Source organism: Amycolatopsis sp. NPDC047767 (genome assembly GCF_040704195.1).
Lineage (GTDB): Bacteria > Actinomycetota > Actinomycetes > Mycobacteriales > Pseudonocardiaceae > Amycolatopsis.
In genome coordinates this window covers 98,082-119,128 of the sequence record NZ_JBEYSJ010000023.1, presented here as the reverse complement: position 1 = coordinate 119,128, position 21,047 = coordinate 98,082, and the positions used below count along the sequence as shown (strand labels likewise).

The window sequence follows — 21,047 nt, the reverse complement described above, 5'->3', positions numbered from 1 at the left end:
AACCCCACCACCGCGATGGGCGACAACGCCGTCGCACCAGCGAAGGGAATCCCGTGACCACTTCGAGAACCCCGGAGATCCCGCTCGTCGCCGTCGCCGGTCCCGAGCCGCGCTACCGGCCGGCGATGGCGTGGACGGTGCTGCTCCTGCTCGCCGTCTTCATGGTCCTCAACTTCGCCGACCGCATCTCCCTCGCGCTCGCCGCGCAGCCGCTCATGAAGGAACTGCACCTGTCGGCGTCGCAGTTCGGGTTGATCAGCAGCTCGTTCTACTTCCTCTACAGCCTCAGCGCCGTCGGCGTCGGCTTCCTCGCCACGCGGCACGTGCCGCTGAAGTGGCTGCTGTTCGTGATGTCGCTGCTGTGGGCGGCCACGCAGCTACCGGTGTTCTTCTTCGCCGGCGGCGGCGTGCTGCTCGCGACGCGCATCGGCCTGGGTGCCGCCGAGGGCCCGGCGACGGCGGTCGCGAACTCCACCGCGTACAGCTGGTTCCCGCGCGAGAAGCGCGGCCTGCCCACCGCCGTCCTCACGTCCGGCGCGTCGCTCGCGAAGATCGTGGCGGCGCCGTTGCTGACCCTGCTCATCGTGCACTCCGGGTGGCGCTCGGCGTTCTTCGCGCTGGGTCTCGCCGGTCTCGTCTGGTGCGCGGTGTGGCTGTTCGCGGGACGCACCGGGCCGTTCGCGGTCACGCCCGAGGCACCGGGCAAAGTGGACCGGGCCGCGCGGCGGCGGACGTTCCTCAAGGTGGCGAGGAGCCGCACGTTCATCGTGCTCCTGCTGGCCACGTATCCGATGTACGCGCTGATCTCCGTGGTGTTCAGCTGGTTCCCGTCCTACCTCGAAGCCGGGCTGGGGTTCTCCACGCTCACCTCGGGTGTCCTTTTCGGACTGCCGAGCGTCATCGGCATGGTGTTCATGCTCGGCTCCGGCTGGTTGACCGACCGGCTGCTCGCGCGAGGCGTGTCCGCGCGCATCGCCCACGGCCTCGTGCCGACGCTCTCGCTCGCCGCCGGCGGGGTGCTGCTGGTTGTGCTGCCGCTGGCGGGCAGCGCGCGCTACCTCGCCTACGTCATCCTCGTCGCCGGCTACTGCCTCACGCTGGTGGCCCAGCCGATCGTGTACGCGGCGATCGGGACGGCCGCCGCGCCTTCGCAGCGCACCAGCGTGCTGAGCCTGTTCATCGCCCTCCAGAGCACGTCGGGGATCATCGCGCCGTGGGCGACGGGCGCGTTGATCGACGGTGCCCGCAACCAGGTCGACGGCTACAACACCGCGTTCGTGGTGATCGGGATCCTCTGCGCGATCGGCGGTGTGGTCGCGGCGTTCTTCGTGGACTCGGGCCGCGACTCGGCGCACGACGCCTGAACGCCCTCGCCGGATCCCCCGGCGAGGGCGCTCCACGGACGGGTCAGACCCGCGCGATCAGCTTGATCTCCACGAGCTGCTCGGGGAAGGCGAGCCGCGTCGTGCCGACCAGCGTGCTGGCGACCTGCGGGTCCTCCCGTCCGTAGGCCGCCTTGCGCACGGGACCCGCCACGGCGAAGGCCGCGTCGATGTCGAGGACGTAGAGCACCTCTTCGACGACGTCGGCCAGCGTCGCGCCGAAGCGCTTCAGCAGCTCGGCGGCGTTCACGTACGAGCGGCGCATCTGCTCTTCCATGGCGGAAAAGTCGGTGACGGCGCCGTTCTCGTCCACGGGCGCGGGAGCCACGAGCTGGTCGCCGTCGTGGGACAGCTGGCCGGAGACGTAGATGGTGTCGCCGTGTTTCACGGCCTGGACGTAGCCGTAGATGCCTTCCCACGGGACCCCGAAGTTCTCCGTGGTCCTCTCGATCGGCTTGCTCATGGGGTTTTCAGCCTTCCTGCCGCGTGGTCGAATTCGAACACTACGAGCGTGGGCAGGGCGCTCACCAGCCGTTTCGATGCCAGATTGGGCAAGGATCGTGCCACTGCGGGTAGCCTGGCGGGAGTTGGTTCCGGTGCGATCCGAGGAGACGTCCGTTGCCCCGCACGCAGCTGGTCGTGGCGTTGCTGGCCGTGCCCCGGGTCATGGGGCTCGACTTCAGCATCCCCGCGCACATCCTCGGCCGGCAAGAGGGTTATCAGGTGCTCGTGTGCGGCAAGGAGACCACGGGGTCGCCGCTGGGCATCAGCCCGACGCATTCGCTGGCCGACGCGCCGGAGGCCGACATCGTGATCGTGCCCGGCTACGACGAGCCCGAGGTGCCGCTGCCCGACGAGTACCTCGACGTGATCCGCCTCGGCGCCGACCGCGGTGCGCGGGTGGTGGCGATCTGCACCGGCGCGTTCGCGCTCGCCCAAAGCGGCGTGCTCGACGGCCGCGAGGCGACCACGCACTGGCGGTACCTCGCCGCGTTGCGCGAACAGTACCCTGCGGTGCGCGTGCTGGAGAACCAGCTGTTCGTGGAAGACGGAAAAATCCTCACGTCCGCGGGGGCCGGCGCCGGCATCGACGCCTGCCTGCACCTCATCCGCACCGACTTCGGTGCCGCGGCCGCTCACGAGGCCGGCAAGGAGGTCGTGGCCTCCCCCGCGCGCGGCGGCGCGCAGCCGCAGTACGTCGACGTGCTCACGGCCGCGCGAACGGATCTGTCGGCGACGCGCAGCTGGGTCATGGAGCACATCGGCGACCCGATCACCGTGCAGCGCATGGCCGAGCGCAGCAACCTGCCGCGCCGCACGTTCATCCGGCACTTCGAGCTCGAGACGGGCATGTCGCCGATGCGCTGGGTGGTCAACCACCGCATCCTCAGCGCGCGCCGGCTGCTGGAGACCTCCGACTGGCCGGTCGAACGCATCGCCGCGGCCACCGGTTTCGGGACGGCGGCGAACTTCCGGACCATTTTCCGCCGTGAGGTGGGCACGACGCCGACCGGTTACCGGCGTGCGCACAGCGTGCTCTAGTTTTCGTTGTCAGGGCGTGGTTTTCGCGGCGGAGACCATGGTGGCCATGAGCTTCGCGGCGTCGTTGGTGCTCAGGCCCGCTTCGCGCACGAGTGAGCGCCAGCTGTCGAACGCGAGCGCGTGGCGCACCGCCGCGACCACGAACCGCTTGCGCCCGCGCGCCGGCGACCAGCCCGCGGAGAGCAGGCTCGTGGCGTCTTCGAGGAACGCCGCCATCGACCCGAGCGCGCGCTCGACGGCGGGCATTTCGACGGCGTCGCGCAGGGCGTTGACGAGCATCGGTTCCACTTCGGAGTAGAACGCGTAGAGCTGCTTCAGCGCGTACGTGATGCGCTCGACCGGCTCGCCGATCGCCTGCCAGCCTTCGAGATCGGGGAACGGGTGCCGGCCCCAGTAGTGCGCGGAGCACGCGGCGAGCTGGTCTTCCTCCGTCGGGAAGTAGCGGTAGACGGTGTGGCGCTGCACGCCCGCGGTCTCGGCGATGCCCGCGATGGTCGTGCGCGCCGGCCCGACCGACTCGTGCAGCTCGACGATCGCCTCCGTGATCCGGCGGCGCGTGTCCTCCATGGCGTCGGCCCGCCGGCTCATGCGGTAGGTGCGGGTCGCCTTCTCCACAGTCATTCGTTTCGCTCCTCGCCGCCCGGTCGTTCCAGGATAACGGCCATTTCTGTCGGGGGTGGCCGGCACCATGGCCGGCATGTGGGGACGCAAGGAGAAGGACCTGCCCGAGGCCGTCGAGTTCGCGCGGCCGCTCGTGCACGGCGGCTTCAGCACACCCGACGACGTCGCGGTCGCCATCACGGAGTACTTCGAGCCGGACACGGTGACGCCGGCGCAGGCCCGCGCCGTCGTCGACCGGCTGTGGCAGGCGCGGGTGGCGGAACAACACACGTGGCCCCCGGTGACCGACCCGGATCGGGTACTGGCGGCGTTCTCTTCTCTGGCCGCCGAGGGCGTCGTGGCCCGCGCGGACTTCACGTGCTGCCAGAACTGCGGCCTCACGGAAATCGGCGCCGAAGCCGCTCCGGGCGACCGGGGGTTCGCCTTCTTCCACTCGCAGGACACGGCTCGGGCCGTAGAGGGAGGCGAACTGCTGCTGTCCTACGGCCGACTGGCGGACTCGTCGGCAGACACGGCGGAGGTGGGCCAGGTGGTCGCCGCGGCCTTGCGGGCGCAGGAGCTGTCGGTGACGTGGGACGGGTCGCCGGAGGAACGGATCCGGGTGGAGGTGGAGTGGAGGAAGCGGCTGGGGTGAGGTTCGGGCGGGGTCTGACCACATCGGACTCGCGGGTCGCTCGGCGTGCGCAGGTGCAACGCCTGCCGCGTTGGCCGCGCGGTCGGTGCGCGGCCGTGAAGCAGGGAAGTGGCGGAAGGTTTGGACCGCCCGGCTTCGGCCTCTCGCCTGCTGTCGCGAGGGCGGCATTCGGCTGGCAGGAACCCGCAACGTGCGGCCGGTGAGCGGGCTCCGTCTCGACAATCGCTCATGGGCGCCGCCCGTCCCGGCCTTCGCGTGAGGCGGTGCCGGGCTGGTGAGTGTGAGATCGGGACCCCTCCCGGGGTGGGTGGTCACAATCGGTGGCGGTTGTCGCGTGGGTGGAGAGGGAGCTGATGTACGAGCCGCCGTGGGTGCCGGTGCGGCGGCGGGTTGGACCGGTCGCCGTGGCGGTCGGGAATGCGTCGTTCCTGGGGGTCGGGTATCTGCTGCTGCGGCGGCGGGGGCTGGCGGTCGTGAACGTCGTCGGCACGGTGGTGCTGGCGGTGCTGCTGGTGACGGCGTTCCCGACGGTGTGGTTCGAGATCGTGGTGCTGGTGTGGTGGGCGGCCACGATCGTGCACGGGTGGTTTCTCGCGGGGCCGGCGGCGACGAACCGGTGGCGGGACTGGGTGGTGGCGCTGGCCGTCGCGGTGCCGGTGCTCGTGGTGGCTGCGCTGCTGCGCCTCGACGCGGTCGCGATCGCTCGCGAGGTGGCCGAGGCGCGCGGCAGCGGTGACTGCGAAAAGGCCCAGACGGCGCTGGACCGCGTGTGGTTGGGCCACCGTCTCGCCGATGCGCCACTGGCTGCCGCCGGGGATGCGACGGCGGAGGCGTGCGCCCGGCTGCGCACCGCGGCCGAGGCGCTCACCGGCGGGCTGCCGGGCAATCCCGATCAGCTGAAGACCGGTTTCGACACCCTGGCCGGAGTGCGCACCGCCCTGCCCGGCCACGAGCGCATGGCCGACGTCGTGCTGGACGGTTTCCTCAGCCAGCTGCCGGCGCAGAACCCGTGCAACCTGGCCGTGGACACGGACTGGCTGCGGGCCCACCACGAGGCCACCGCCGTCGTCGAGCGCACCCGGCCCGGCGCGCTTGTCTCGTGCGCCGACGGCCTGCTGGCCAACGGCGACTGGCAGAACGCCCGCACGCGCTACCAGCAGGCGCTCGACCAGTACCCGCACAGCGCCGTCGCCGCGAGGGCCGCCGAAGGCGTCCAGAAGGCCAAGGTGGCGGGTGAACTGGCGAACGTCCGCAGTCTCCTGGCGAACACCAGCGCCCCCGAATACTGCACCAAACCCGCCCCCTACAGCGCCGCGCCGCCCTACGGCAAGGGCACCAACCGCGCGATCTTCTCCGGCAACGACGACTTCACCAACCGCCTCCCCGCCGACTGGCGCGTGACCGACCCGACGAAGGCCGTCCTCATCGTCTGCGCCGGCGACGACACCAGCGGCACCGCCGTCCGCACCTGCCAGTACGAAGGCACCTTCAAAGGCTTCCCCGACGACGTCACGTTCCACAAGATCGCCCTCCCCCTCAAGGCCTACGAACTCCGCACCGGCAAACTCGTCGCCGACACCAAGGTGGAAATCGGCGGCACCAGCTGCCCGGCGTCGGTCTCCTACACCTCCTACGGCTACACCGACCTCGGCCCGCCGTCCGACATGCCGGTCGACGCCTCGGACGCCGACGTGCGCGCTGCCTTCGCGTCGCTCATCACCCGCTGAACCCGCGAAACTCACTTTGAGGCAGGCAGATCCGCATGCCAGGCTCCGCCCATGACCGACACCGCGCCCGGCCGGTGGGACGGCCCCTGGTACCGCGTTCGCACGGACCGGCTCGAGGCTGACTTCCTCCCCGACGCCGGCGAGGACCCCGAGGACGTGTGCGACGTCGACGTCCAAGTCCGGCTGCCCGACGGCTCTCGCTGGACCGCGACGGTCTTCACCCTCGCCGAGGTCGAGAAGCTGATGCAACGCTGGACCGCATCCGACGAAGCCCTCGGCGGCCGTTACTTCTGGGTCTCCGACGGCCTGATCGTGCGCGACCCCGGGGTCAGCGCCATCGTCGGCGTGCTCGAAGGACTGCTCGACAACGGCGATTTCGCCTCGATCCTCCAGCGGCACGACCGACCACCATCCACAAGGGACTCAAGAATCCCCCCGCCCGGCGACGCTTTTCGGTAGCGGCACGTCCGGGTCGAGGGTGATGCCGCCGGCTTGGAGGGCGTCGTCGAGGATGTGCCAGGTCCAGCGGGCCAGGAGGGTGGCCAGGTCGGCCTGGTCGAGGCCGCGGGGGTTTTCCAGCCAGCGCGCGGTGCTGGACTCGACGAGGCCCACGAGGGCGAAGGCGATGGTGTCGGCGACGCGCGTGTCCATGGCGTACGCGGTGAGGTAGCGCTCGAACAGCGCGGTCAGCTGGCGTGCGATGGCGGTTTTCACGTCGGCGACGACGTCGCGCGTGCCGGGGCGGCCGGAAACCTGCGTGAGGTAGCGGTAGAGGTGCGCGTGGTCGGCGAGCCAGCGCGTGTGGGCGCCGATCGCGCCGCGGATCATCTGCATGGGGGTGCCGGGCGGGTCCCACAGGGGCGCGAACTCGGCGGTGATCAGCTCGCCCGCGCGGTCGGCGATGGCGCACTGCAGGTCGGTGGCGTCGGCGAAGTGCTTGTACAACCGGGTGCGCGCGACGCCCGCTTCCTCGGCGATCTGCTCGGTGGACACGTCCGGCCCGTGGCGGGCGATGGCGCGCAGCCCGGCCTCGACGAACTCACGACGGCGACGTTCCCGCTGGCCCGCCCAGCGCGCCGCCCGGCCGTCAGCCTTGTGGGAGGAGCCCGGGGACGTCATCGGCGGGAAGTGTAGCGCTCGCGCCGATATCGGGTACACTTCTGTACCTGTTACTTTGAGTGCTTGTTGAACACGGTCAGTATTATTACGGAGAGTGTCCATACGACCCTGGAGAACCGCGTGGGAAGTTGCGTGGACGACGAGCCGCCGGACCCGGTGCTGCTCGCGGCCGTCCGCGCCGGTGACGTCCACGCGAGCGGGGCGCTGTACCGCCGGCACGTGGAGCCGATGCGCCGCACGGCCGTGCGCTTGAGCCACCGGCCGGCGGAGCGCGACGACCTGGTCGCCGAGGCGTTCATCCGGGTGATCACCACGGTGCGCGCGGGCGGCGGGCCGCGGGAGAACGCGCGGCCGTACCTGATCGTCACGATGCGGAACCTCGCCGCGAGCTGGAGCCGGCTCCACAACCGCGTCGACCTGTGCGAAACCGTTCCCGAGCCGGCCGGCGCGCGGGCGGTGGCCGAGGAAGAAGCGGTGCGACGGTCCGACATCGACCTCGTCTGGTCGGCCTACTGCACGTTGCCCGGCCGGTGGCGAACGGTCCTGTGGCGCACGGCCGCAGAAGGCGACTCGACCGCGCAGGCCGCGCTGCTGCTGGGCGTCTCGCCGAACGGCGCCTCCGTGCTCGCCGGGCGGGCGCGCGAGGGCCTGCGCCAGGCGTACCTGCAGGTCCAGGTGCCGCACGCGGAAGACCCGTACTGCGCCGAGGCGCGCCGCAACCTGGGTGCGTGGGTGCGCGGCGGGCTGTCGCAGCGGCGTTCGACAGTGATCGGCGGGCATCTCGCGGCCTGCGCGCCGTGCCGGGTCGTGACCGCGGGGCTCGCGGAGGTCAACGACGAACTTCCGGCCTGAGAGGGAAACGCAGGGGAACACCACGAGGAGGGGAACCATGACCGAGGAACCACTGGTGCGCGGCCACCGCGTCACCTACCTGCCGGGCAAGCGCAAGCCCGGCCCCCAGCGCCTGTGCCGGCGCGGCATCGTGACCGGCCCGCCCGTGCTCGACACCGACACCGACGTCACCTGGGTCCCCGTCCAGGCCGACGGCACCTACGACACCGGCGAATGGGTCCGTGCCGACGCGATCATCGACGTGGTGGCCCCGACATGACGCAGCCCGACACACCGATCTTCGACACGCTGATCACCGAAGCCGGCCTCGACTGGCCGGAGGAGACGCCGGCGGACGAACCTTCCTGACGCGCGGGGACCCGGCTGGCTCAGCGGCGCACCCCGAGGTCGGCGAGCAGCCGGGCGAGCACGTTCTCGTTGCCGGGCAAGGAGAAATGGTCGACCCCGGGGTTGTCGTCGAGCCGGTACGAGCAGCACGACATGCCCTGCCACACGCGGGTCGCCTCGTTGGTGAGGTCTTCCTGGTTGCCGTCGCCGTCGCGCGTGATCGTGGTCGAGGGCGGGCCGGCCACCTGGCCGACGGTGAGGTCCGGCAGGCGCGCGCCGACCACGGTCGGGACGCCGGAGCCCTTCTCCGCCGTCACGTCGACGTCCGGGAAATGCGCGGGATCGGTGAACTTCACGAAACCGACGTAGTGGTTCGCGAGCTGCTCGGCGACGGGCAGGTGCGCGTCGGCGAAGAGGCGTGCGTAGTCATCCGGCGTGTACGAGCGGCCGGTGGACTGGTCCACCAGCACGGTCTCCCGGTCACCGAAGACCTTCGGGTCGGAGGCGCTCATGTAGGTGCTGGGCGCGGTCAGGTACATGCCGGCGCTGCTCCGGGCGTTGTCCGGGGTCGTCGGGTTGGTGAAGTCCTGGATGTTCAGCCCGGTGAAGACGGTCGCGTACAGCAGCCCCTGTCCCGGCAGGTTGCCCGCGAGCGACGTGAAACCCTGGATGTAGCGGGCTCGCCAGGCGCGGCTGGTGTGCGTGAGCAGGTATTGCGCGTACAGCGGCCCGTTCGAGTGGCCGACGAGCCGCACGGGCCGGTTGCCGTTGTCCCGGTAGGTCTGCTCGATCAGGGCCTTCGTGCGCTGCACGAAGCCGCCGAGGTCCGGGGTGAGCCGCGCGTCGTAGCCGGCCACGCGGATGTCCTGGTCGCGGTGGTAGCCGTGCGCCTCGAGGGTGCGGTAGAGCGGCTCGTAGAACGGCGCACTGGCGGTCGTGCCGTAGCCGAGCACCGCCACGTCGACGCCGGGCTGCTCGGAAAACCGTTTCGCCATCGGGACGAACGGGTCGGAGTCGTAGCGCAGCGTCAGCAGCTCGTCCTGGCAAACCTGGCTGAACGTGGTGCTCGGGTGGTCGTTGTGAAACCAGTCGGTGAACGACCCCGACCGCGGGCACCGCGCGTCCGTGGTCTGGTTGTGCACCGTGACCTCGAGCTTGGTGAGGCGGAACGCCGGGAACAGGACGACGGGCGTGCGCCCTGGCGCGGCCGACACCGCCGGTGCCGCGGCGGCGATCCCGAAGACCACGAGCGCGAACGCGAAGATCACACGCAGTGTTTTTCCCTTCACCCGGCGAACTTTTTCCGAAGTTGATCAAGGTGTCAAGACGGATGGCCGCTTGCTCCGGACAGCGAGTACAAAAGACACCTCAGCCGTGGAACGTTCGGGAGGAACTCGCCGTGAAGCTCGGTCTCGTCGCACCGCCGGATCTCGACGTCGCCCAGTTCGTCGCGTACGCGCAGCGCGCCGAGGAGCTGGGGTTCGACGAGCTGTGGGTGGTCGAGGACTGCTTCTTCCGCGGCGGAATCGCGCAGGCGGCGGTGGCGCTCGCGAAGACCGAGCGGATCCAGGTCGGCATCGGGGTTCTGCCCGCCGCGGCGCGGAACGTCGCGTTCGCCGCGATGGAGGTGGCCACGCTCGCCGCGATGTTCCCGGGGCGGCTGCTGGCCGGGATCGGGCACGGGATGCCGGCGTGGCTGCAGCAGGCCGGGGCGTGGCCGGGGAGCCCGTTGACGCTGCTGCGCGAGTATTTCACCGCCGTCCGGGGAATCCTCGCGGGCGAGCGCGTCGGCTTCGACGGCGCCGAGGTGCACCTGCGAGACGTCCGGCTGCAGAGCCCGCCGAAGGTCGTGCCGCCGTTGTACGCCGGTGTGCGCGGGCCGAAGTCGCTGGCGCTCGCGGCCGAGGTGGCGGACGGGACGATCCTGGCGGAGCCCGTCACGCCGGAGTACCTGCGGGCCGTGCGGGAGATCGTCGGGACGGAGCACGAACTGGTCGCGTACAACGTCGCGGCCGTCGACGACTCCCCCGACCAGGCGCGGGCGCTGGCCAGGAAGGCGCTCACGGCGATCGGCGAGCCGGACTGGGCGCCGCACCTCGCGCCGTTGCCGTTCGCCGCGGAGTTCGCGGCGCTGCGGAAGGCAGCCGGGTCACGGGAGGAGTTCGCGGCGGCGCTGCCCGACGCGTGGGTGGACCAGCTGGCGGTGGTCGGCACCCCGGCCGACGCCCGGGCCCGGCTCGCCGAGCTCGAGGCCGCCGGCGCGGGCCACGTGGTGTTCATCCCCGCGGGCCCGGACCCCGCGACGGCCGTCGCGGCCCTCGCCCGAGTGCTGCCGTATCGCTGACCGGAACGGGGTGGTCCCGAAACTCCTCGGAACCGGTAAAGTGGGCGCCAGCGCGCAGTTCACCCACGTTCCCATCAGCGGAACACAACCAGAATTCCGAGGATTACCGGTTTGAGCACCCAGAGTACCGCCGGGCGCAAGCCCGCAGCTTCGTCCGACAACGCCGGCACGGAAGCGGCCGCGCGGGTCGCCGACGTGCTGCTGCTTTTCACCGGCGGGCCCCGGTACCTGGGGGTGAGTGCGATCAGCCGGGAGCTCGGGCTGGCGAAGGCGGTGGTGCATCGGATCCTGCAGTCGCTGGTGTCGCGGGATATGCTCGCGACCGATCCGGGGGTGGCTGGGTACCGGCTGGGCCCGGCGGCGGTGGCGTTGGGGGCGAGTGCGTTGCGGCGGTTCGATGCGCGGACTGTCGCGACGCCGGTGTTGCGGCGGTTGCGGGATGAGACGGGCGAGACGACGACGTTGTCGGGGCTGGTCGGGGATGAGCGGGTGTATCTCGATCAGTTCGAGAGCCCTCGGGAGATCAAGATGACTGTCGACATCGGACGGCGGTTTCCGTTGCATGCCGGGTCGTCGGGCAAGGTGATACTGGCGTTCTTGCCGGAGGAGCGGCGGGCGGCGGTGCTGGGGCGGGAGTTGCCGGCGTTGACGGAGAAGACGATTACCGCGGCGGATGATTTGCGGGCAGTGCTGGTGGAGACTGCGCGTGAAGGGGTTGCTGTGTCGTTGGGGGAACGGCAACCGGGTGCGGGGTCGGTGGCGGCGCCGCTGTTCGGGCCGGATGGGGAGATCCACGGGTCGATCAGCGTTTGCGGGCCGGAGTATCGGTTTACGCCCGAGGTGGTGGGGAGGTATCGGGTGTTGGTGCGGGATGCCGCGGAGGAGATACGGCACAGCTGGGCTTGGTTGAGGGAATCCGGGGATTCTTCGGGGCGGTGATTCTGTCCTCGCAGGGCGTGTTGTCCTCGTGGTGACGCGGTCCCCCGCAGGGCGGCTTGCGTTGGGAGTGCACCCCGAAGCTGGAGTGTGTTACAGGGGGCTTCGGATCAGGGTGCCGGGGCGGGTCTGGGTGCGGGTTTTGTTGTGTTGTCGGACGGCGGTTGGGTAGGGGTAAAAGCGCCCCAACCGTGCGGCTCGGCATGGGGGGTACGCCGAGGAGCTCGGCAACTCCGTCTTCTTCGAGCACGGCCTGCACGCCACGGCGATCTGCGGTGCCCTCGGCGCCGCCGCCGCGATGCTGTCCGATGTGGACGAAGCCGGGATCGCCGACGCCATCGGCATCGCGGCGAGCATGGGTTCCGGTCTGCTGGAGGCCAACCGCACCGGCGGCACGGTGAAGCGCGTGCACTGCGGCTGGGCCGCGCACGCCGCGGTGACGGCCGCCGGGATGGCACGGCACGGCATCACGGGTCCGCCCACCGTACTGGAGGGCCGGTTCGGGTTCGTGCAGGCGTTCTGCGGCGACCAGGCCCACGTCGACGAGATCGTGACCGGCCTCGGCACCGACTGGGAGCTGCCGGGGATCTTCTTCAAACCGTATCCCTGCAACCACTTCACGCACGCGGGCATCGACGCCGCGCGCCGGCTGCGGGCCCGGGGCGTGGATCCGGCCTCGATCGTCAGCCTGGAGCTCGGCGCGCCCACGGCCGTGCTGCGCACCATCGGCGAGCCGCGCGAGGACAAGGTCCACCCGAAATCGGGTTACCACGCGGCGTTCTCCGGCCCCTACACGGTCCCGGCGGCGTTCCTCGGCGGCGGCGGGCTGGGCGTGTTCCACGAGGACTTCACCGACTCCGCGGCGGCGGACCCCGAGCGGCTCGCGTTGGCGGCCAAGGTGACGTGCGTGCCGGACTCGCGGTGCGACGAGATCTTCCCGCACCAGTTCCCCGCCGTCCTGCGTGCCCGGCGGGCCGGACAACCCGCTGTCGGCCGAGGAGCCGGCCACGAAGTTCCGCCTCAACGCCACCCGCGTGGTCTCCGCGGAGACGGCCGATCAGATCACGGAGCTGACCTACGGCCTGGCCGGCCTGGGCGAGCTCTCGGAACTGACCGGCTTGCTGCACTGATCCCCCGGCCGGGCGCGGCGGTCGCCGTCGCGTCCGGCCGGTTTCCCGTGTTCAGCGCCGCTGGAAGCTGCCGCGGTAGGCCTGCGGGCTGGTGCCCACGATGCGTTTGAAGCGATCGCGGAACGACGTCGGCGAGCCGAAGCCGACCTGGCCTGCGATGCGGTCCACGCCGTGGTCGGTGGCTTCCAGCAGGTGCTGCGCCTGGCGGATGCGGGCGCGCAGCTGCCACTGCAACGGACTGGTGCCGGTCTGTTCGCGGAAGCGGCGGTTGAGGGTGCGGCTGCTCATGCCGGCGTGGGCGGCGATGTCGTCGAGCGTGAGGTCTTTCGCGCAGTTCTCGTCGAGCCAGCGCAGCACCGGTTCGAGCACCGAGCCGCGCGGGGTGGGCGGCGGGTCGTGGACGATGAACTGCGCCTGGCCGCCCTCGCGTTCGAGCGGCATCACCGACAGGCGGGCGGCGTCGGCGGCGACCGCGGAGCCGTGGTCGCGGCGGATGAGGTGCAGGCACAGGTCGAGGCCCGCGGCGGCGCCGGCCGAGGTGAGGATGCTGCCGTTGTCCACGTAGAGCACGTCCGGGTCGACCTCGATCGCCGGGTAGGCCGCGGCGAGCTGCGGCGCGGCGACCCAGTGCGTGGTGGCGCGCTGCCCGTCGAGCAGGCCGGTGGCGGCGAGGATGAACGCGCCGGAGCAGATGGACGCGATCCGCGTGCCCTTAGCCGCGGCTGCACGCAGGGCATCGACGACGTCGGCGGGCACCTCTTCGAGCTCGTCACGGCCGGGGACGATGATCGTGTCCGCTTCGGCGAGGGCTTCGAGGCCGTGCCGTGGCCGGATCGTGAAGGCGCCCGCGTCGATCTCCTCGGCCGGACCGCACACGCGCACCTGGTAGGCGGCGCGGCCGTCGGGCAGGCGCGTGCGGGTGAACACCTCGATGGGCGTGGCCAGATCGAACGGCACGACCTTGTCGAGAGCCAGGATCACCACGGAGTGCATGGCGGGATCCTAGTGGTCACCGGTGTTCTCGCCAAGCAGTGTGGCTTCGTGAAGTTCACACCGGCTTCGCGGAGCGGGTATAGCGTGAGCCGGGTGACGCCGATCTTCCAGCTCTCCGACGACCACGTGACCGCGGAAGCCGCCCTGGACCCCGTGGCGGCGACGATGCGCGGGATCACCACCCCCGACCCCGCCACGCTCACCGACTTCTCGCCCGACGGGTTCGACGCCCGCGCCGATCAAGCGCGGCGGACGCTCGCGACCCTGGCCACGCTCACCCCCGAGTCGGCCGAGGACCGCATCGCGGGCGCGCACCTCAAGGAACGGCTCGAGGCGCAGCTCGCCTGGCACGACCTCGGCGAGCCCCTGCGCACCGTGAAAGCCCAGTTCGGCGTGCTGACTTCCTTGCGCGACACCGTCGACATGCTCCCGCGTGCCGGCGACGACGACTGGCACGTGATCGGCGTGCGCCTGGCCGGCGTCGAGACGATGCTGGCGGCCTGGCAGACGTCGCTGCGCGCGGGCCTCGACCGCGGCCTCGTCGCCGCGCGCCGCCAGGCCCTGGAGACCGCGGCACAGGCCGACCGGTTCGCCGGCGTCCACGAAGCCCTCGTGGCTTCGTACGGCGACGGCCCGCTCGCCCTAGACCTGCGCTCCGCCGCCGACGCCGCCCACCGCGGCTACACCGAGCTGGCCCGCTTCCTGCGCGAGGACTACGCGCCGCGCGCGACCACCGTCGAGGGCGTCGGTGCCGAGCGCTACGCGGCGGGCGCGCGCCTGAGCCTGGGCGCCGACATCGACCTGGCCGAGGCGTACGAGTGGGGCTGGGCCGAGCTCGCCCGCATCGAGCAGGAGCTGGCGGCGGAGGCGGCGCAGGTTCGTCCGGGCGCTTCGGTCGCGGAGGCCATGGCGCTGCTCGACGGGCAGTACTTTGTGGACGGTGAACCGGCCTATGTGGACTGGCTGCGCGCCGCCCACGACCGCGCGATGGCCGATGCGGCCGCCCACTTCGACATCCCGGAACCCCTGCGCGCCATCGACGTGACCATCGCCCACGGCTCCGGCTCGGGCGCGCCGTACTACACCGGCCCGAGCGAGGACGGCGTCCGGCCGGGCCGCACCTGGTGGCCGCTGGGCGGACGCTCGCGTTTCGCCGTGTGGTCCGAGCTGACCACGGTGTTCCACGAGGGCGTGCCGGGCCACCACCTGCAGATCGGCACCGCGAAGCTCGCCGCCGACCGCGTCAGCCGCTTCGCCCGCGTGCACTCCGTCAGCGGCCACGCCGAGGGCTGGGCACTCTACGCCGAGCGCCTCGCCGACGAGCTCGGCTGGTACACCCAGCCCGGCACCCGCCTCGGCATGCTCGCGGGTTCGGCCACACGCGCCGCCCGCGTCGTCATCGACATCGGCGCGCACCTGGACCTGCCCCTGCCCGATGGTTCCCGCTGGGACTTCGACACGGCCTGCCGCGTGCTCCACGAACGCGGGCTGGCGGCCGAGCACCGCGTCCACCCCGAGGTGGTGCGCTACCTCGGCTGGCCGGGCCAGGCGATCGCGTACAAGCTGGGGGAACGAGCTTGGCTCACCGCCCGCGCCGAAGCGGCTTCCCGCCCGGACTTCTCGCTGCGGCAGTGGCACCACGACGCTCTCTCGGTGGGCCCGGTGGGCTTGGCCGCGCTCCAGGACGCGCTGCGCTGAGGCCGCACCGGTGACCATCGTCCGCACCGCCTCGGGCAAGGTGCTCGGCCACCGGAGCGCGCACGGCGTAACGTTCGCCGGGATTCCGTACGCGCCGACGCCGGTCGGGGCGGGGCGGTTCGCCGCGCCGGGGCCGCCGCCGAGGTGGGACGGCGTACGGGGCGCGGCAAAAGCCACCGCGCCCCAGCGGATGCGGCCGTTCGGGCGGGCCGATCTGTCGCCGGTTCTCGGCGCGACGACGGCGCCGGGCGAGTACCTCAGCCTCACCGTGTCCACGCCGGATCCCGGTACGCGGAACCTGCCCGTGCTCGTTTTCCTCCACGGCGGGGGTTTCGCCACCGGGACCGGCCACGCGCCCGTGTACGCCACCGACGCCTTCCCCCGCGACGGGATCGTGCTGGTCACCGTGAACTACCGGCTCGGCGCGATCGGCTGGCTCGACCTGCCCGGCGCGCCCGCCAATCGCGGGCTGCTCGACGTGCTGGCCGCGCTCGGGTGGATCAACGCGAACATCGCGCACTTCGGCGGGGACCCCGGGAACGTCACTCTCGGCGGGCAGTCGGCCGGAGCCATGCTGGTGCTCGCCCTGATGACCACACCGACCGATCTGTTCCGGCGCGGGATCAGCCAGAGCGGCCACGCCCTGTGCTGCCACCCGCCCGAACGCGCGGCGCTCACCACACGAGCGTTCGGCGCGGCCCTCGGTGCGCCCGCCACGGCCGCCGCGCTGGCGGACCTCGGCGACGAGCGCATCCTCGACCTGACCGAGCAGCTCAAGACGGAGCACGGTTTCCTCGACCCGTCACTCGGCAGCAGCCCGTTCAAGCCCGTCCTCGACGGCGAACTCCTGACGCGCAAGCCCGCCGACGGCCTCCGCGGCGACATCGGCCTCCTCGCCGGCACCAACGCCGAAGAAGCCAACCTCTACTCGATCCCCTTCGCCTTCGACACCACCGAAGCCGACCTCCTGCGGGGCGCCCGGCGACGCTTCCCCGATCCCGAAGCCCGCATCGCGCGCTGCCGGGAAACGCACCCCCACGACGATCCCGAGCAGCTCCTCACCCGGCTGATGACCGATGCCTTCCGGGAAGCCAACCAAAACCTGGGCACCTGGACCTACGACTTCCGCTGGCGGTCACCGGCGTTCGGTGGCCGCCTCGGGGCGTGCCACTGCGTGGAGCTGCCGTTCGTCTTCGACTGTGTCGATCTGCCCGGCCTGCGCGGTGAACACGCGTTGCTCGGCCCCGGCGAACCACCCGCGGACCTCGCCCGGAGCACTCACGACGCGTGGGTTTCCTTCGTCACCCGGGGAAACCCCGGCTGGACCGGGCCCCACCGGATCGGCTGACCGCGTCACACGGTGCGTTTCCGCTGGTGCTCCACCACGTCCTGCAGCACCGTCTTGAACTGCGTGTACACCTCACGCCCCAGCCGGCGCGCGTGACGTTCCTGCAGAGCCGTCATGATCCGGCCGGCCGCGCGCATCTCCGCCAGCCCGCGCTCGGTCGGGCAGATCAGCTTCGCGCGGCGGTCGGCGGGATCCGGGCGGCGCTGGACGTACCCGAGGGCCTCCAGCTCGTCGATCATCGTCCCGATCACCTGTTTGTGCTGCCCCGAAAGGCGGGACAGCTCGGTGGCCCGGACCCCCTCGGTGTCGAGGTAGGCGAGCACGGCGCCGTGGCGGGGGTGGAGGTCGGCGAAGCCCTGGGCGGCCAGGGACGTGAAGAGCTCGTGCTGCACGGCGAACAGCAGCCGCCCGGCGAGGACGCCCAGGTCGGGGTTCGATTCGTTCTTCTCGGCCCGGCTGACCAACCCTGCCGCCTCCTCCGCGTCGTCCGGCAGCGGGGCCCCGCTCGCCCGGTGAGGAGGAAGTCTAGGCGAACGCTCAGTCGCGGTCCTCGGGGTTGACGTACCCCTCTTCGAGCAGGCCGTGGCGCCGGACGACGGTGTCGAGCGCGGTCACCCAGTGCTGGTAGTACTCCCAGCGGCCCTTTTCGTCGTCGGGTGCGGACTGCCACGAGCCGATGGCCGCGATCAGCTCGCGCTGGAAGTCCTCCCACGCGTAGTGGCCGAACTCCGACAGCGCCACCGCCAGGCCGAACGCGCGCCGCTGCCACTCCGCGTCGAACACGGGCTGCTCGAGGTCCGTCGAACACGACGAGTGGAACTTGACGTGCCCGGACTCGTCGTAGTTCAGCGTGCTGATGTCGATCGCCACGCCCGCCCCCTCACGCCGCCGGGCCCGCGAGGGCCACGCCGATCATCGACTCCGTCGTCACGAGCTCCGCGAGCTGTTCCTCGCTCCAGCCCTCCGTCCCCGAAGGCCGCGCCGGCACCACGAACCACCGCGAGTGGCCGCTCGAATCCCACACACGCACCTCGGTGTCGTCGTCGAGCTCCACGCCCAGCTCGGCCAGCACCACGCGCGGCTCGCGCGCTGCCCGGGCGCGGAACACCGGGTCCTTGTACCAGTACGGCGGCAGCCCGAGCACCGGCCACGGGAAGCACGAGCACAGCGAGCAGATCACCAGGTTGTGCACGCCGGGCTCGTTGACCACAGCCGCGATGTGCTCGCCTTCGGCGCCGGCCATGCCCTCGGGCAGGTCCAGCTGCGCGATCGCCTTCGGGGTGTCGGTGGCCAGCAGCTGCGCGAACTCCGGGTCGACCCACGCGCGGGCCACGATCTTCTTGCCGTTGAGCGGCGTCATCTCCGACTCGAAGTAGCCGAGCACCTTGTCCACAGTGGACCCGGTGATCACGCCCTTCTCGATCAGGAGCGCCTCGAGCGCCTTGACCTGCGCGGCGCTCGCCTCCTCGCGGTCGTCGGGGTAGGCGAACAGCTCGCTCATCGGTTTCCGTCCCTCGTCGATCCGGCGGACAAGTAGGTCTCGTACAGCTCGGCGTACAGCGGGCCGGCCGCGCGTTCGGTTTCCTCGCCCCACAGCTCCTCGGGTTCGAACCGCACGATGTACACCGACATCGGCTCCCCGAGCCCGTCGCCGCCGGTAGAGACGAAGTACGAGTAGTTGCCCTCGAACACCCGCTCCACGCGGCCTCGGTGCCCGCGCAGGTAACCGGGCAGCCGGGTGTGCTCCGTGGCCGGCGGGTTGCGCACCACGACCTCGTCGCCCACCGCGAACGCCGGCGTGGCCGGGCCGCGCCTCGGGGTGTCGCCGCGGCGCAGGTAGTCGAGCACCTGCTCGTCGACGGCTTCGGCGTCGCGGTCCGGCAGCTGCGCCTGCGGCTGCTCGCGGAAGCGTTCCGTGGCGGCGTCCAGCTCCTCCTGCGTCAGGTAACCCTGCTCGACGAGGTACGCGCTGATGCCGCCCAGCCACTTCTCGTAGTAGCGGAACTTGAAGTACTCGAACGGGTGCATCGCCTCCGCGCCCGCGCGCAGGTGGGCCCACGTCCACGTGGTCCGGAACGTGGTGGGGACCGCGTCGAGGTCGTAGCCGGGGACGGAGTCGCGCAGCGACGCGCTCAGGCCCATCATCGCCGTGTGGATGGCGAAGATGCGCTTCTCCCAGTCTTCGACGAACACGCGCTTCTCGTAGTCCAACGGGACACCCTCGAGGCCTTCGAGACCGCCGAGACCGTGTTGCAGCTTCATCCTGGGCACCGCCTTCGCGTCGTCCGGGGAAAAGCTAACACCGCGTAACCGACTGGAAGCGGACACGCAGCCCACACATCCGGCCCTTTCCTGTCGCGGGGGGCCGTCGTAGATTCCCGGGGTGGGCCTGTCGAGACCGCCGGTCCCGGTCGCCGTCCTCGTGTTCGACGGCGTCCGGCTGCTCGACGTGACCGGGCCACTGGAGGTGTTCGACGTCGCCGCCGAGCTCGGCACCGGCTACGTCGTCACGATGTGCTCCCCGGACGGGCGCGACATCACCACGTCGAGCGGCCTGCGCATCGGCGTCGACCGGGCCGCGGCCGAGGTCACCGACGTCGACACGCTGGTCGTCCCCGGCGGCGAGTGCCTGGTGAAACCCGGCGCGAACGACGAGCTGCTCACCTCGATCCGGCACCTCTCGCGCGGTGCCCGGCGCGTGACGTCGGTGTGCGCGGGCGCCTTCGCGCTCGGCGCCGCCGGTTTGCTCGACGGCCGCCGCGCCACCACCCACTGGCGCCACGCCGACACGCTGCAGCAGCGCTACCCCGGCGTCGAGGTCGACCCCGAGGCGATCTACGTGCGCGACGGCCGCGTGCTCACCTCCGCCGGCGTCAGCTCCGGCATCGACCTCGCCCTCGCACTGGTGGAGGAGGACGCCGGCGACGTCCTGGCCCACGAGATCGCCCGCGAGCTGGTGGTCTTCATGCGCCGCCGCGGCGCTCAGCCCCAGCTCTCCGTGCCCGCCCGCACTCCGCGCCCGCGCCGCGACATCGTCCGCGAGCTCTGCGACGAGGTCGCCGCCGACCCGGCCGGCGACCACTGCCTCACGAGCATGGCGCAGCGCGTGGGCCTCAGCACGCGCCACCTGTCGCGGCTGTTCAAGGAAGGCACGGGCCAGACCCCGGCCACCTACGTCGCCGCCGTGCGCCGGGAAGCAGCGATCGCGCTGGTCATGAGCGGCGAAACCGTGGCCGCCGCCGCGCGGCGCAGCGGGCTGGGCAGCGACGAGACCCTGCGCCGCCACCTGCGGGCACAGCCGGACGACTAGCGCCGGCTGCCGTCAGTCCGTTGTGGACAGATGCGGCTTGGCAGCAGCGCACGCGTCGCACACGCCCCACCACGTCACTTCGGCCGCTTCGACGCGGAAGCCGGGGGCGGTGACCGGGTCGAGGCACGGCGGGGCGCCGACGGCGCACGGCACGTCCTGGATCGCGCCGCAGCCGCGGCACACGAGGTGGTGGTGGTTGTCGTGGCGTTGCGGTTCGAAGCGCGCGGGCGAGCCCGCGGGTTCCAGCGAACGCAGCAGATCGGCGGAGACGAGGTCTTCGAGCACGTTGTACAGGCCCTGACGGGAGAGCCCGCCGGCCGCGCCGTCGGCTTCGAGGTCCACGGCGAGCTCGGCCGCCGTCGAATGCGGGTGCCGCTCGACCGCGGCCAGCACCGCTCGCCGCTGCGGCGTGTTGCGCAGCCCTACCCGGCGCAACCGCACCCCGAACGCATCCATGGCCGCAGCGTACCTCAGAATGGACTGCATCAAGTCTGGCGTGGAGAAGCTCACACGGCCCGCCGAAACCCTCCCCACCTGCCGTTACGCCGCTGAGTAACCCACACTTGACTCCATCAGACAATTGACTTCATCAACTCTAGGCACTACAAAGGTGTTGTGCCGACTCCCACGCTCCCCCAGCCGTCGCCCGGCCACGTCGACGCCGGGGCCCGCCTGCGCCGTGCCGGCCTGCGCGTGACCACCGCCCGCCAGGTCGTGCTCGAAACCCTCGCCGAGCAGCCGCACACCACCGTCGCCGAGCTGCTCCCCCACGTCCGCGACCGCCTCCGCTTCGCCTCCACCCGGGCGATCCACGACGTGCTCGCCACCGGGGTGTCCGCCGGGCTCGTCCGCCGCTTCGACACCGTCGGCGTGGCCCAGCGCTACGAGCTGACCGGGCCCGAACACGGCCACCTGCTGTGCACCAACTGCGGCCGCCTCGACTCCGTCGGCACGGCCGAAGCCACGAGCGCGCCGATCCTCACCGGCGTGTGCTCGCACTGCGCCCCCGACGGGCTCGCGCACCCCGAACCGGCCCGCTGAGCGGGATTCCGCCACAGCCCGTCGCCGCACGGGTGCGGTCGGC

The 21,047-nt window shown here is 71.6% G+C and carries 24 protein-coding genes; 14 read left to right on the top strand and 10 right to left on the bottom strand.

What is annotated here, in order from left to right:
* Window positions 1-53 precede the first annotated feature (53 nt).
* Window positions 54-1,364 (top strand): MFS transporter, encoded by a 1,311-nt coding sequence (locus AB0878_RS33355; RefSeq protein WP_366584182.1) that lies wholly within the window; start codon window positions 54-56, stop codon window positions 1,362-1,364.
* A gap of 43 nt (window positions 1,365-1,407) precedes the next feature.
* Here the strand turns inward: AB0878_RS33355 and AB0878_RS33350 are convergent, their stop codons facing one another.
* Window positions 1,408-1,845, bottom strand: a complete 438-nt coding sequence (locus AB0878_RS33350; RefSeq protein ID WP_366584181.1) for a Rid family hydrolase — start codon at window positions 1,843-1,845, stop codon at window positions 1,408-1,410.
* Between the two features lie 155 nt (window positions 1,846-2,000).
* On the opposite strand from AB0878_RS33350, the gene AB0878_RS33345 reads away from it, so the two are divergent.
* The gene (locus AB0878_RS33345) at window positions 2,001-2,924 is read left to right on the top strand and encodes a helix-turn-helix domain-containing protein (RefSeq protein ID WP_366584180.1); all 924 of its coding nucleotides are present in this window, start codon (window positions 2,001-2,003) and stop codon (window positions 2,922-2,924) included.
* Between the two features lie 9 nt (window positions 2,925-2,933).
* Here the strand turns inward: AB0878_RS33345 and AB0878_RS33340 are convergent, their stop codons facing one another.
* Window positions 2,934-3,545: a helix-turn-helix domain-containing protein gene (locus AB0878_RS33340; protein WP_366584179.1), complete on the bottom strand. Its 612-nt coding sequence runs from the start codon at window positions 3,543-3,545 to the stop codon at window positions 2,934-2,936.
* 76 nt (window positions 3,546-3,621) lie between these two features.
* Here AB0878_RS33340 and AB0878_RS33335 point away from each other — a divergent pair, with 76 nt between their 5' ends.
* From AB0878_RS33335 to AB0878_RS33325, 3 genes are all read left to right on the top strand, one after another.
* Window positions 3,622-4,179 (top strand): hypothetical protein, encoded by a 558-nt coding sequence (locus AB0878_RS33335; protein ID WP_366584178.1) that lies wholly within the window; start codon window positions 3,622-3,624, stop codon window positions 4,177-4,179.
* A 353-nt stretch (window positions 4,180-4,532) separates the two neighbouring features.
* Complete coding sequence (locus AB0878_RS33330) at window positions 4,533-5,906, top strand: hypothetical protein (protein WP_366584177.1); 1,374 nt, start codon at window positions 4,533-4,535, stop codon at window positions 5,904-5,906.
* 51 nt (window positions 5,907-5,957) lie between these two features.
* The gene (locus AB0878_RS33325; RefSeq protein ID WP_366584176.1) at window positions 5,958-6,365 is read left to right on the top strand and encodes a hypothetical protein; all 408 of its coding nucleotides are present in this window, start codon (window positions 5,958-5,960) and stop codon (window positions 6,363-6,365) included.
* Here AB0878_RS33325 and AB0878_RS33320 read toward each other — a convergent pair.
* The gene (locus tag AB0878_RS33320; RefSeq protein ID WP_366584175.1) at window positions 6,330-7,025 is read right to left on the bottom strand and encodes a TetR/AcrR family transcriptional regulator; all 696 of its coding nucleotides are present in this window, start codon (window positions 7,023-7,025) and stop codon (window positions 6,330-6,332) included. The two genes, AB0878_RS33325 and AB0878_RS33320, sit on opposite strands and share 36 nt — an antisense overlap.
* A 132-nt stretch (window positions 7,026-7,157) precedes the next feature.
* Here AB0878_RS33320 and AB0878_RS33315 point away from each other — a divergent pair, with 132 nt between their 5' ends.
* Together AB0878_RS33315 and AB0878_RS33310 are read left to right on the top strand one after the other, a co-directional pair.
* Window positions 7,158-7,877: a sigma-70 family RNA polymerase sigma factor gene (locus AB0878_RS33315; RefSeq protein WP_366584174.1), complete on the top strand. Its 720-nt coding sequence runs from the start codon at window positions 7,158-7,160 to the stop codon at window positions 7,875-7,877.
* 37 nt (window positions 7,878-7,914) lie between these two features.
* Window positions 7,915-8,136: a hypothetical protein gene (locus AB0878_RS33310; protein ID WP_366584173.1), complete on the top strand. Its 222-nt coding sequence runs from the start codon at window positions 7,915-7,917 to the stop codon at window positions 8,134-8,136.
* Between the two features lie 109 nt (window positions 8,137-8,245).
* Here AB0878_RS33310 and AB0878_RS33305 read toward each other — a convergent pair whose 3' ends face one another.
* Window positions 8,246-9,493, bottom strand: coding sequence for a hypothetical protein (locus AB0878_RS33305; protein ID WP_366584172.1), 1,248 nt, complete (start codon window positions 9,491-9,493; stop codon window positions 8,246-8,248).
* Window positions 9,494-9,603: 110 nt separating this feature from the next.
* Between AB0878_RS33305 and AB0878_RS33300 the strand changes: the two genes are divergently transcribed.
* The 3 genes from AB0878_RS33300 (at window position 9,604) to AB0878_RS33290 (ending at window position 12,724) form a co-directional block, all read left to right on the top strand.
* Window positions 9,604-10,548 carry an LLM class flavin-dependent oxidoreductase gene (locus AB0878_RS33300; protein WP_366584171.1) on the top strand — a complete coding sequence of 315 codons (945 nt, stop codon included), beginning with the start codon at window positions 9,604-9,606 and terminating at the stop codon, window positions 10,546-10,548.
* A gap of 111 nt (window positions 10,549-10,659) precedes the next feature.
* Window positions 10,660-11,487: an IclR family transcriptional regulator gene (locus tag AB0878_RS33295; protein WP_366584170.1), complete on the top strand. Its 828-nt coding sequence runs from the start codon at window positions 10,660-10,662 to the stop codon at window positions 11,485-11,487.
* A gap of 250 nt (window positions 11,488-11,737) precedes the next feature.
* The gene (locus AB0878_RS33290; RefSeq protein WP_366584224.1) at window positions 11,738-12,724 is read left to right on the top strand and encodes an MmgE/PrpD family protein; all 987 of its coding nucleotides are present in this window, start codon (window positions 11,738-11,740) and stop codon (window positions 12,722-12,724) included.
* On the opposite strand, the gene AB0878_RS33285 is transcribed toward AB0878_RS33290, so the two are convergent.
* Complete coding sequence (locus AB0878_RS33285; RefSeq protein ID WP_366584169.1) at window positions 12,666-13,607, bottom strand: helix-turn-helix domain-containing protein; 942 nt, start codon at window positions 13,605-13,607, stop codon at window positions 12,666-12,668. The genes AB0878_RS33290 and AB0878_RS33285 overlap by 59 nt on opposite strands.
* Window positions 13,608-13,700: 93 nt before the next feature.
* Here AB0878_RS33285 and AB0878_RS33280 point away from each other — a divergent pair, with 93 nt between their 5' ends.
* A complete protein-coding gene (locus AB0878_RS33280; protein ID WP_366584168.1) occupies window positions 13,701-15,305 on the top strand; it encodes a DUF885 domain-containing protein in 1,605 nt (534 codons plus the stop codon).
* Between the two features lie 10 nt (window positions 15,306-15,315).
* Complete coding sequence (locus tag AB0878_RS33275; RefSeq protein ID WP_366584167.1) at window positions 15,316-16,653, top strand: carboxylesterase family protein; 1,338 nt, start codon at window positions 15,316-15,318, stop codon at window positions 16,651-16,653.
* A 5-nt stretch (window positions 16,654-16,658) separates the two neighbouring features.
* Here AB0878_RS33275 and AB0878_RS33270 read toward each other — a convergent pair whose 3' ends face one another.
* From AB0878_RS33270 to nthB, 4 genes are all read right to left on the bottom strand, one after another.
* Window positions 16,659-17,117, bottom strand: coding sequence for a MarR family transcriptional regulator (locus tag AB0878_RS33270; RefSeq protein WP_366584166.1), 459 nt, complete (start codon window positions 17,115-17,117; stop codon window positions 16,659-16,661).
* A gap of 73 nt (window positions 17,118-17,190) precedes the next feature.
* Window positions 17,191-17,523: a nitrile hydratase accessory protein gene (locus tag AB0878_RS33265; protein ID WP_366584165.1), complete on the bottom strand. Its 333-nt coding sequence runs from the start codon at window positions 17,521-17,523 to the stop codon at window positions 17,191-17,193.
* Window positions 17,524-17,533: 10 nt separating this feature from the next.
* Window positions 17,534-18,154, bottom strand: coding sequence for a nitrile hydratase subunit alpha (nthA, locus tag AB0878_RS33260; RefSeq protein WP_366584164.1), 621 nt, complete (start codon window positions 18,152-18,154; stop codon window positions 17,534-17,536).
* Window positions 18,151-18,915 (bottom strand): nitrile hydratase subunit beta, encoded by a 765-nt coding sequence (gene nthB, locus AB0878_RS33255; protein WP_366584163.1) that lies wholly within the window; start codon window positions 18,913-18,915, stop codon window positions 18,151-18,153. The genes nthA and nthB overlap by 4 nt, the downstream gene beginning before the upstream one ends.
* A 121-nt stretch (window positions 18,916-19,036) precedes the next feature.
* Between nthB and AB0878_RS33250 the strand changes: the two genes are divergently transcribed.
* Window positions 19,037-19,963: a DJ-1/PfpI family protein gene (locus AB0878_RS33250; protein ID WP_366584162.1), complete on the top strand. Its 927-nt coding sequence runs from the start codon at window positions 19,037-19,039 to the stop codon at window positions 19,961-19,963.
* Between the two features lie 12 nt (window positions 19,964-19,975).
* Here AB0878_RS33250 and AB0878_RS33245 read toward each other — a convergent pair whose 3' ends face one another.
* Window positions 19,976-20,419: a Fur family transcriptional regulator gene (locus AB0878_RS33245; RefSeq protein WP_366584161.1), complete on the bottom strand. Its 444-nt coding sequence runs from the start codon at window positions 20,417-20,419 to the stop codon at window positions 19,976-19,978.
* A gap of 159 nt (window positions 20,420-20,578) precedes the next feature.
* Here AB0878_RS33245 and AB0878_RS33240 point away from each other — a divergent pair, with 159 nt between their 5' ends.
* A complete protein-coding gene (locus tag AB0878_RS33240) occupies window positions 20,579-21,004 on the top strand; it encodes a transcriptional repressor (RefSeq protein WP_366584160.1) in 426 nt (141 codons plus the stop codon).
* Window positions 21,005-21,047: the final 43 nt, after the last annotated feature.

Bases quoted from the DNA above. Each gene is read 5' to 3' on its own strand.
- AB0878_RS33350 (WP_366584181.1), bottom strand. From the start codon at position 1,845: ATGAGCAAGCCGATCGAGAGGACCACGGAGAACTTCGGGGTCCCGTGG.
- AB0878_RS33340 (WP_366584179.1), bottom strand. From the start codon at position 3,545: ATGACTGTGGAGAAGGCGACCCGCACCTACCGCATGAGCCGGCGGGCC.
- AB0878_RS33335 (WP_366584178.1), top strand. From the start codon at position 3,622: ATGTGGGGACGCAAGGAGAAGGACCTGCCCGAGGCCGTCGAGTTCGCG.
- AB0878_RS33330 (WP_366584177.1), top strand. From the start codon at position 4,533: ATGTACGAGCCGCCGTGGGTGCCGGTGCGGCGGCGGGTTGGACCGGTC.
- AB0878_RS33325 (WP_366584176.1), top strand. From the start codon at position 5,958: ATGACCGACACCGCGCCCGGCCGGTGGGACGGCCCCTGGTACCGCGTT.
- AB0878_RS33320 (WP_366584175.1), bottom strand. From the start codon at position 7,025: ATGACGTCCCCGGGCTCCTCCCACAAGGCTGACGGCCGGGCGGCGCGC.
- AB0878_RS33310 (WP_366584173.1), top strand. From the start codon at position 7,915: ATGACCGAGGAACCACTGGTGCGCGGCCACCGCGTCACCTACCTGCCG.
- AB0878_RS33285 (WP_366584169.1), bottom strand. From the start codon at position 13,607: ATGCACTCCGTGGTGATCCTGGCTCTCGACAAGGTCGTGCCGTTCGAT.
- nthA (WP_366584164.1), bottom strand. From the start codon at position 18,154: ATGAGCGAGCTGTTCGCCTACCCCGACGACCGCGAGGAGGCGAGCGCC.
- nthB (WP_366584163.1), bottom strand. From the start codon at position 18,915: ATGAAGCTGCAACACGGTCTCGGCGGTCTCGAAGGCCTCGAGGGTGTC.
- AB0878_RS33245 (WP_366584161.1), bottom strand. From the start codon at position 20,419: ATGGATGCGTTCGGGGTGCGGTTGCGCCGGGTAGGGCTGCGCAACACG.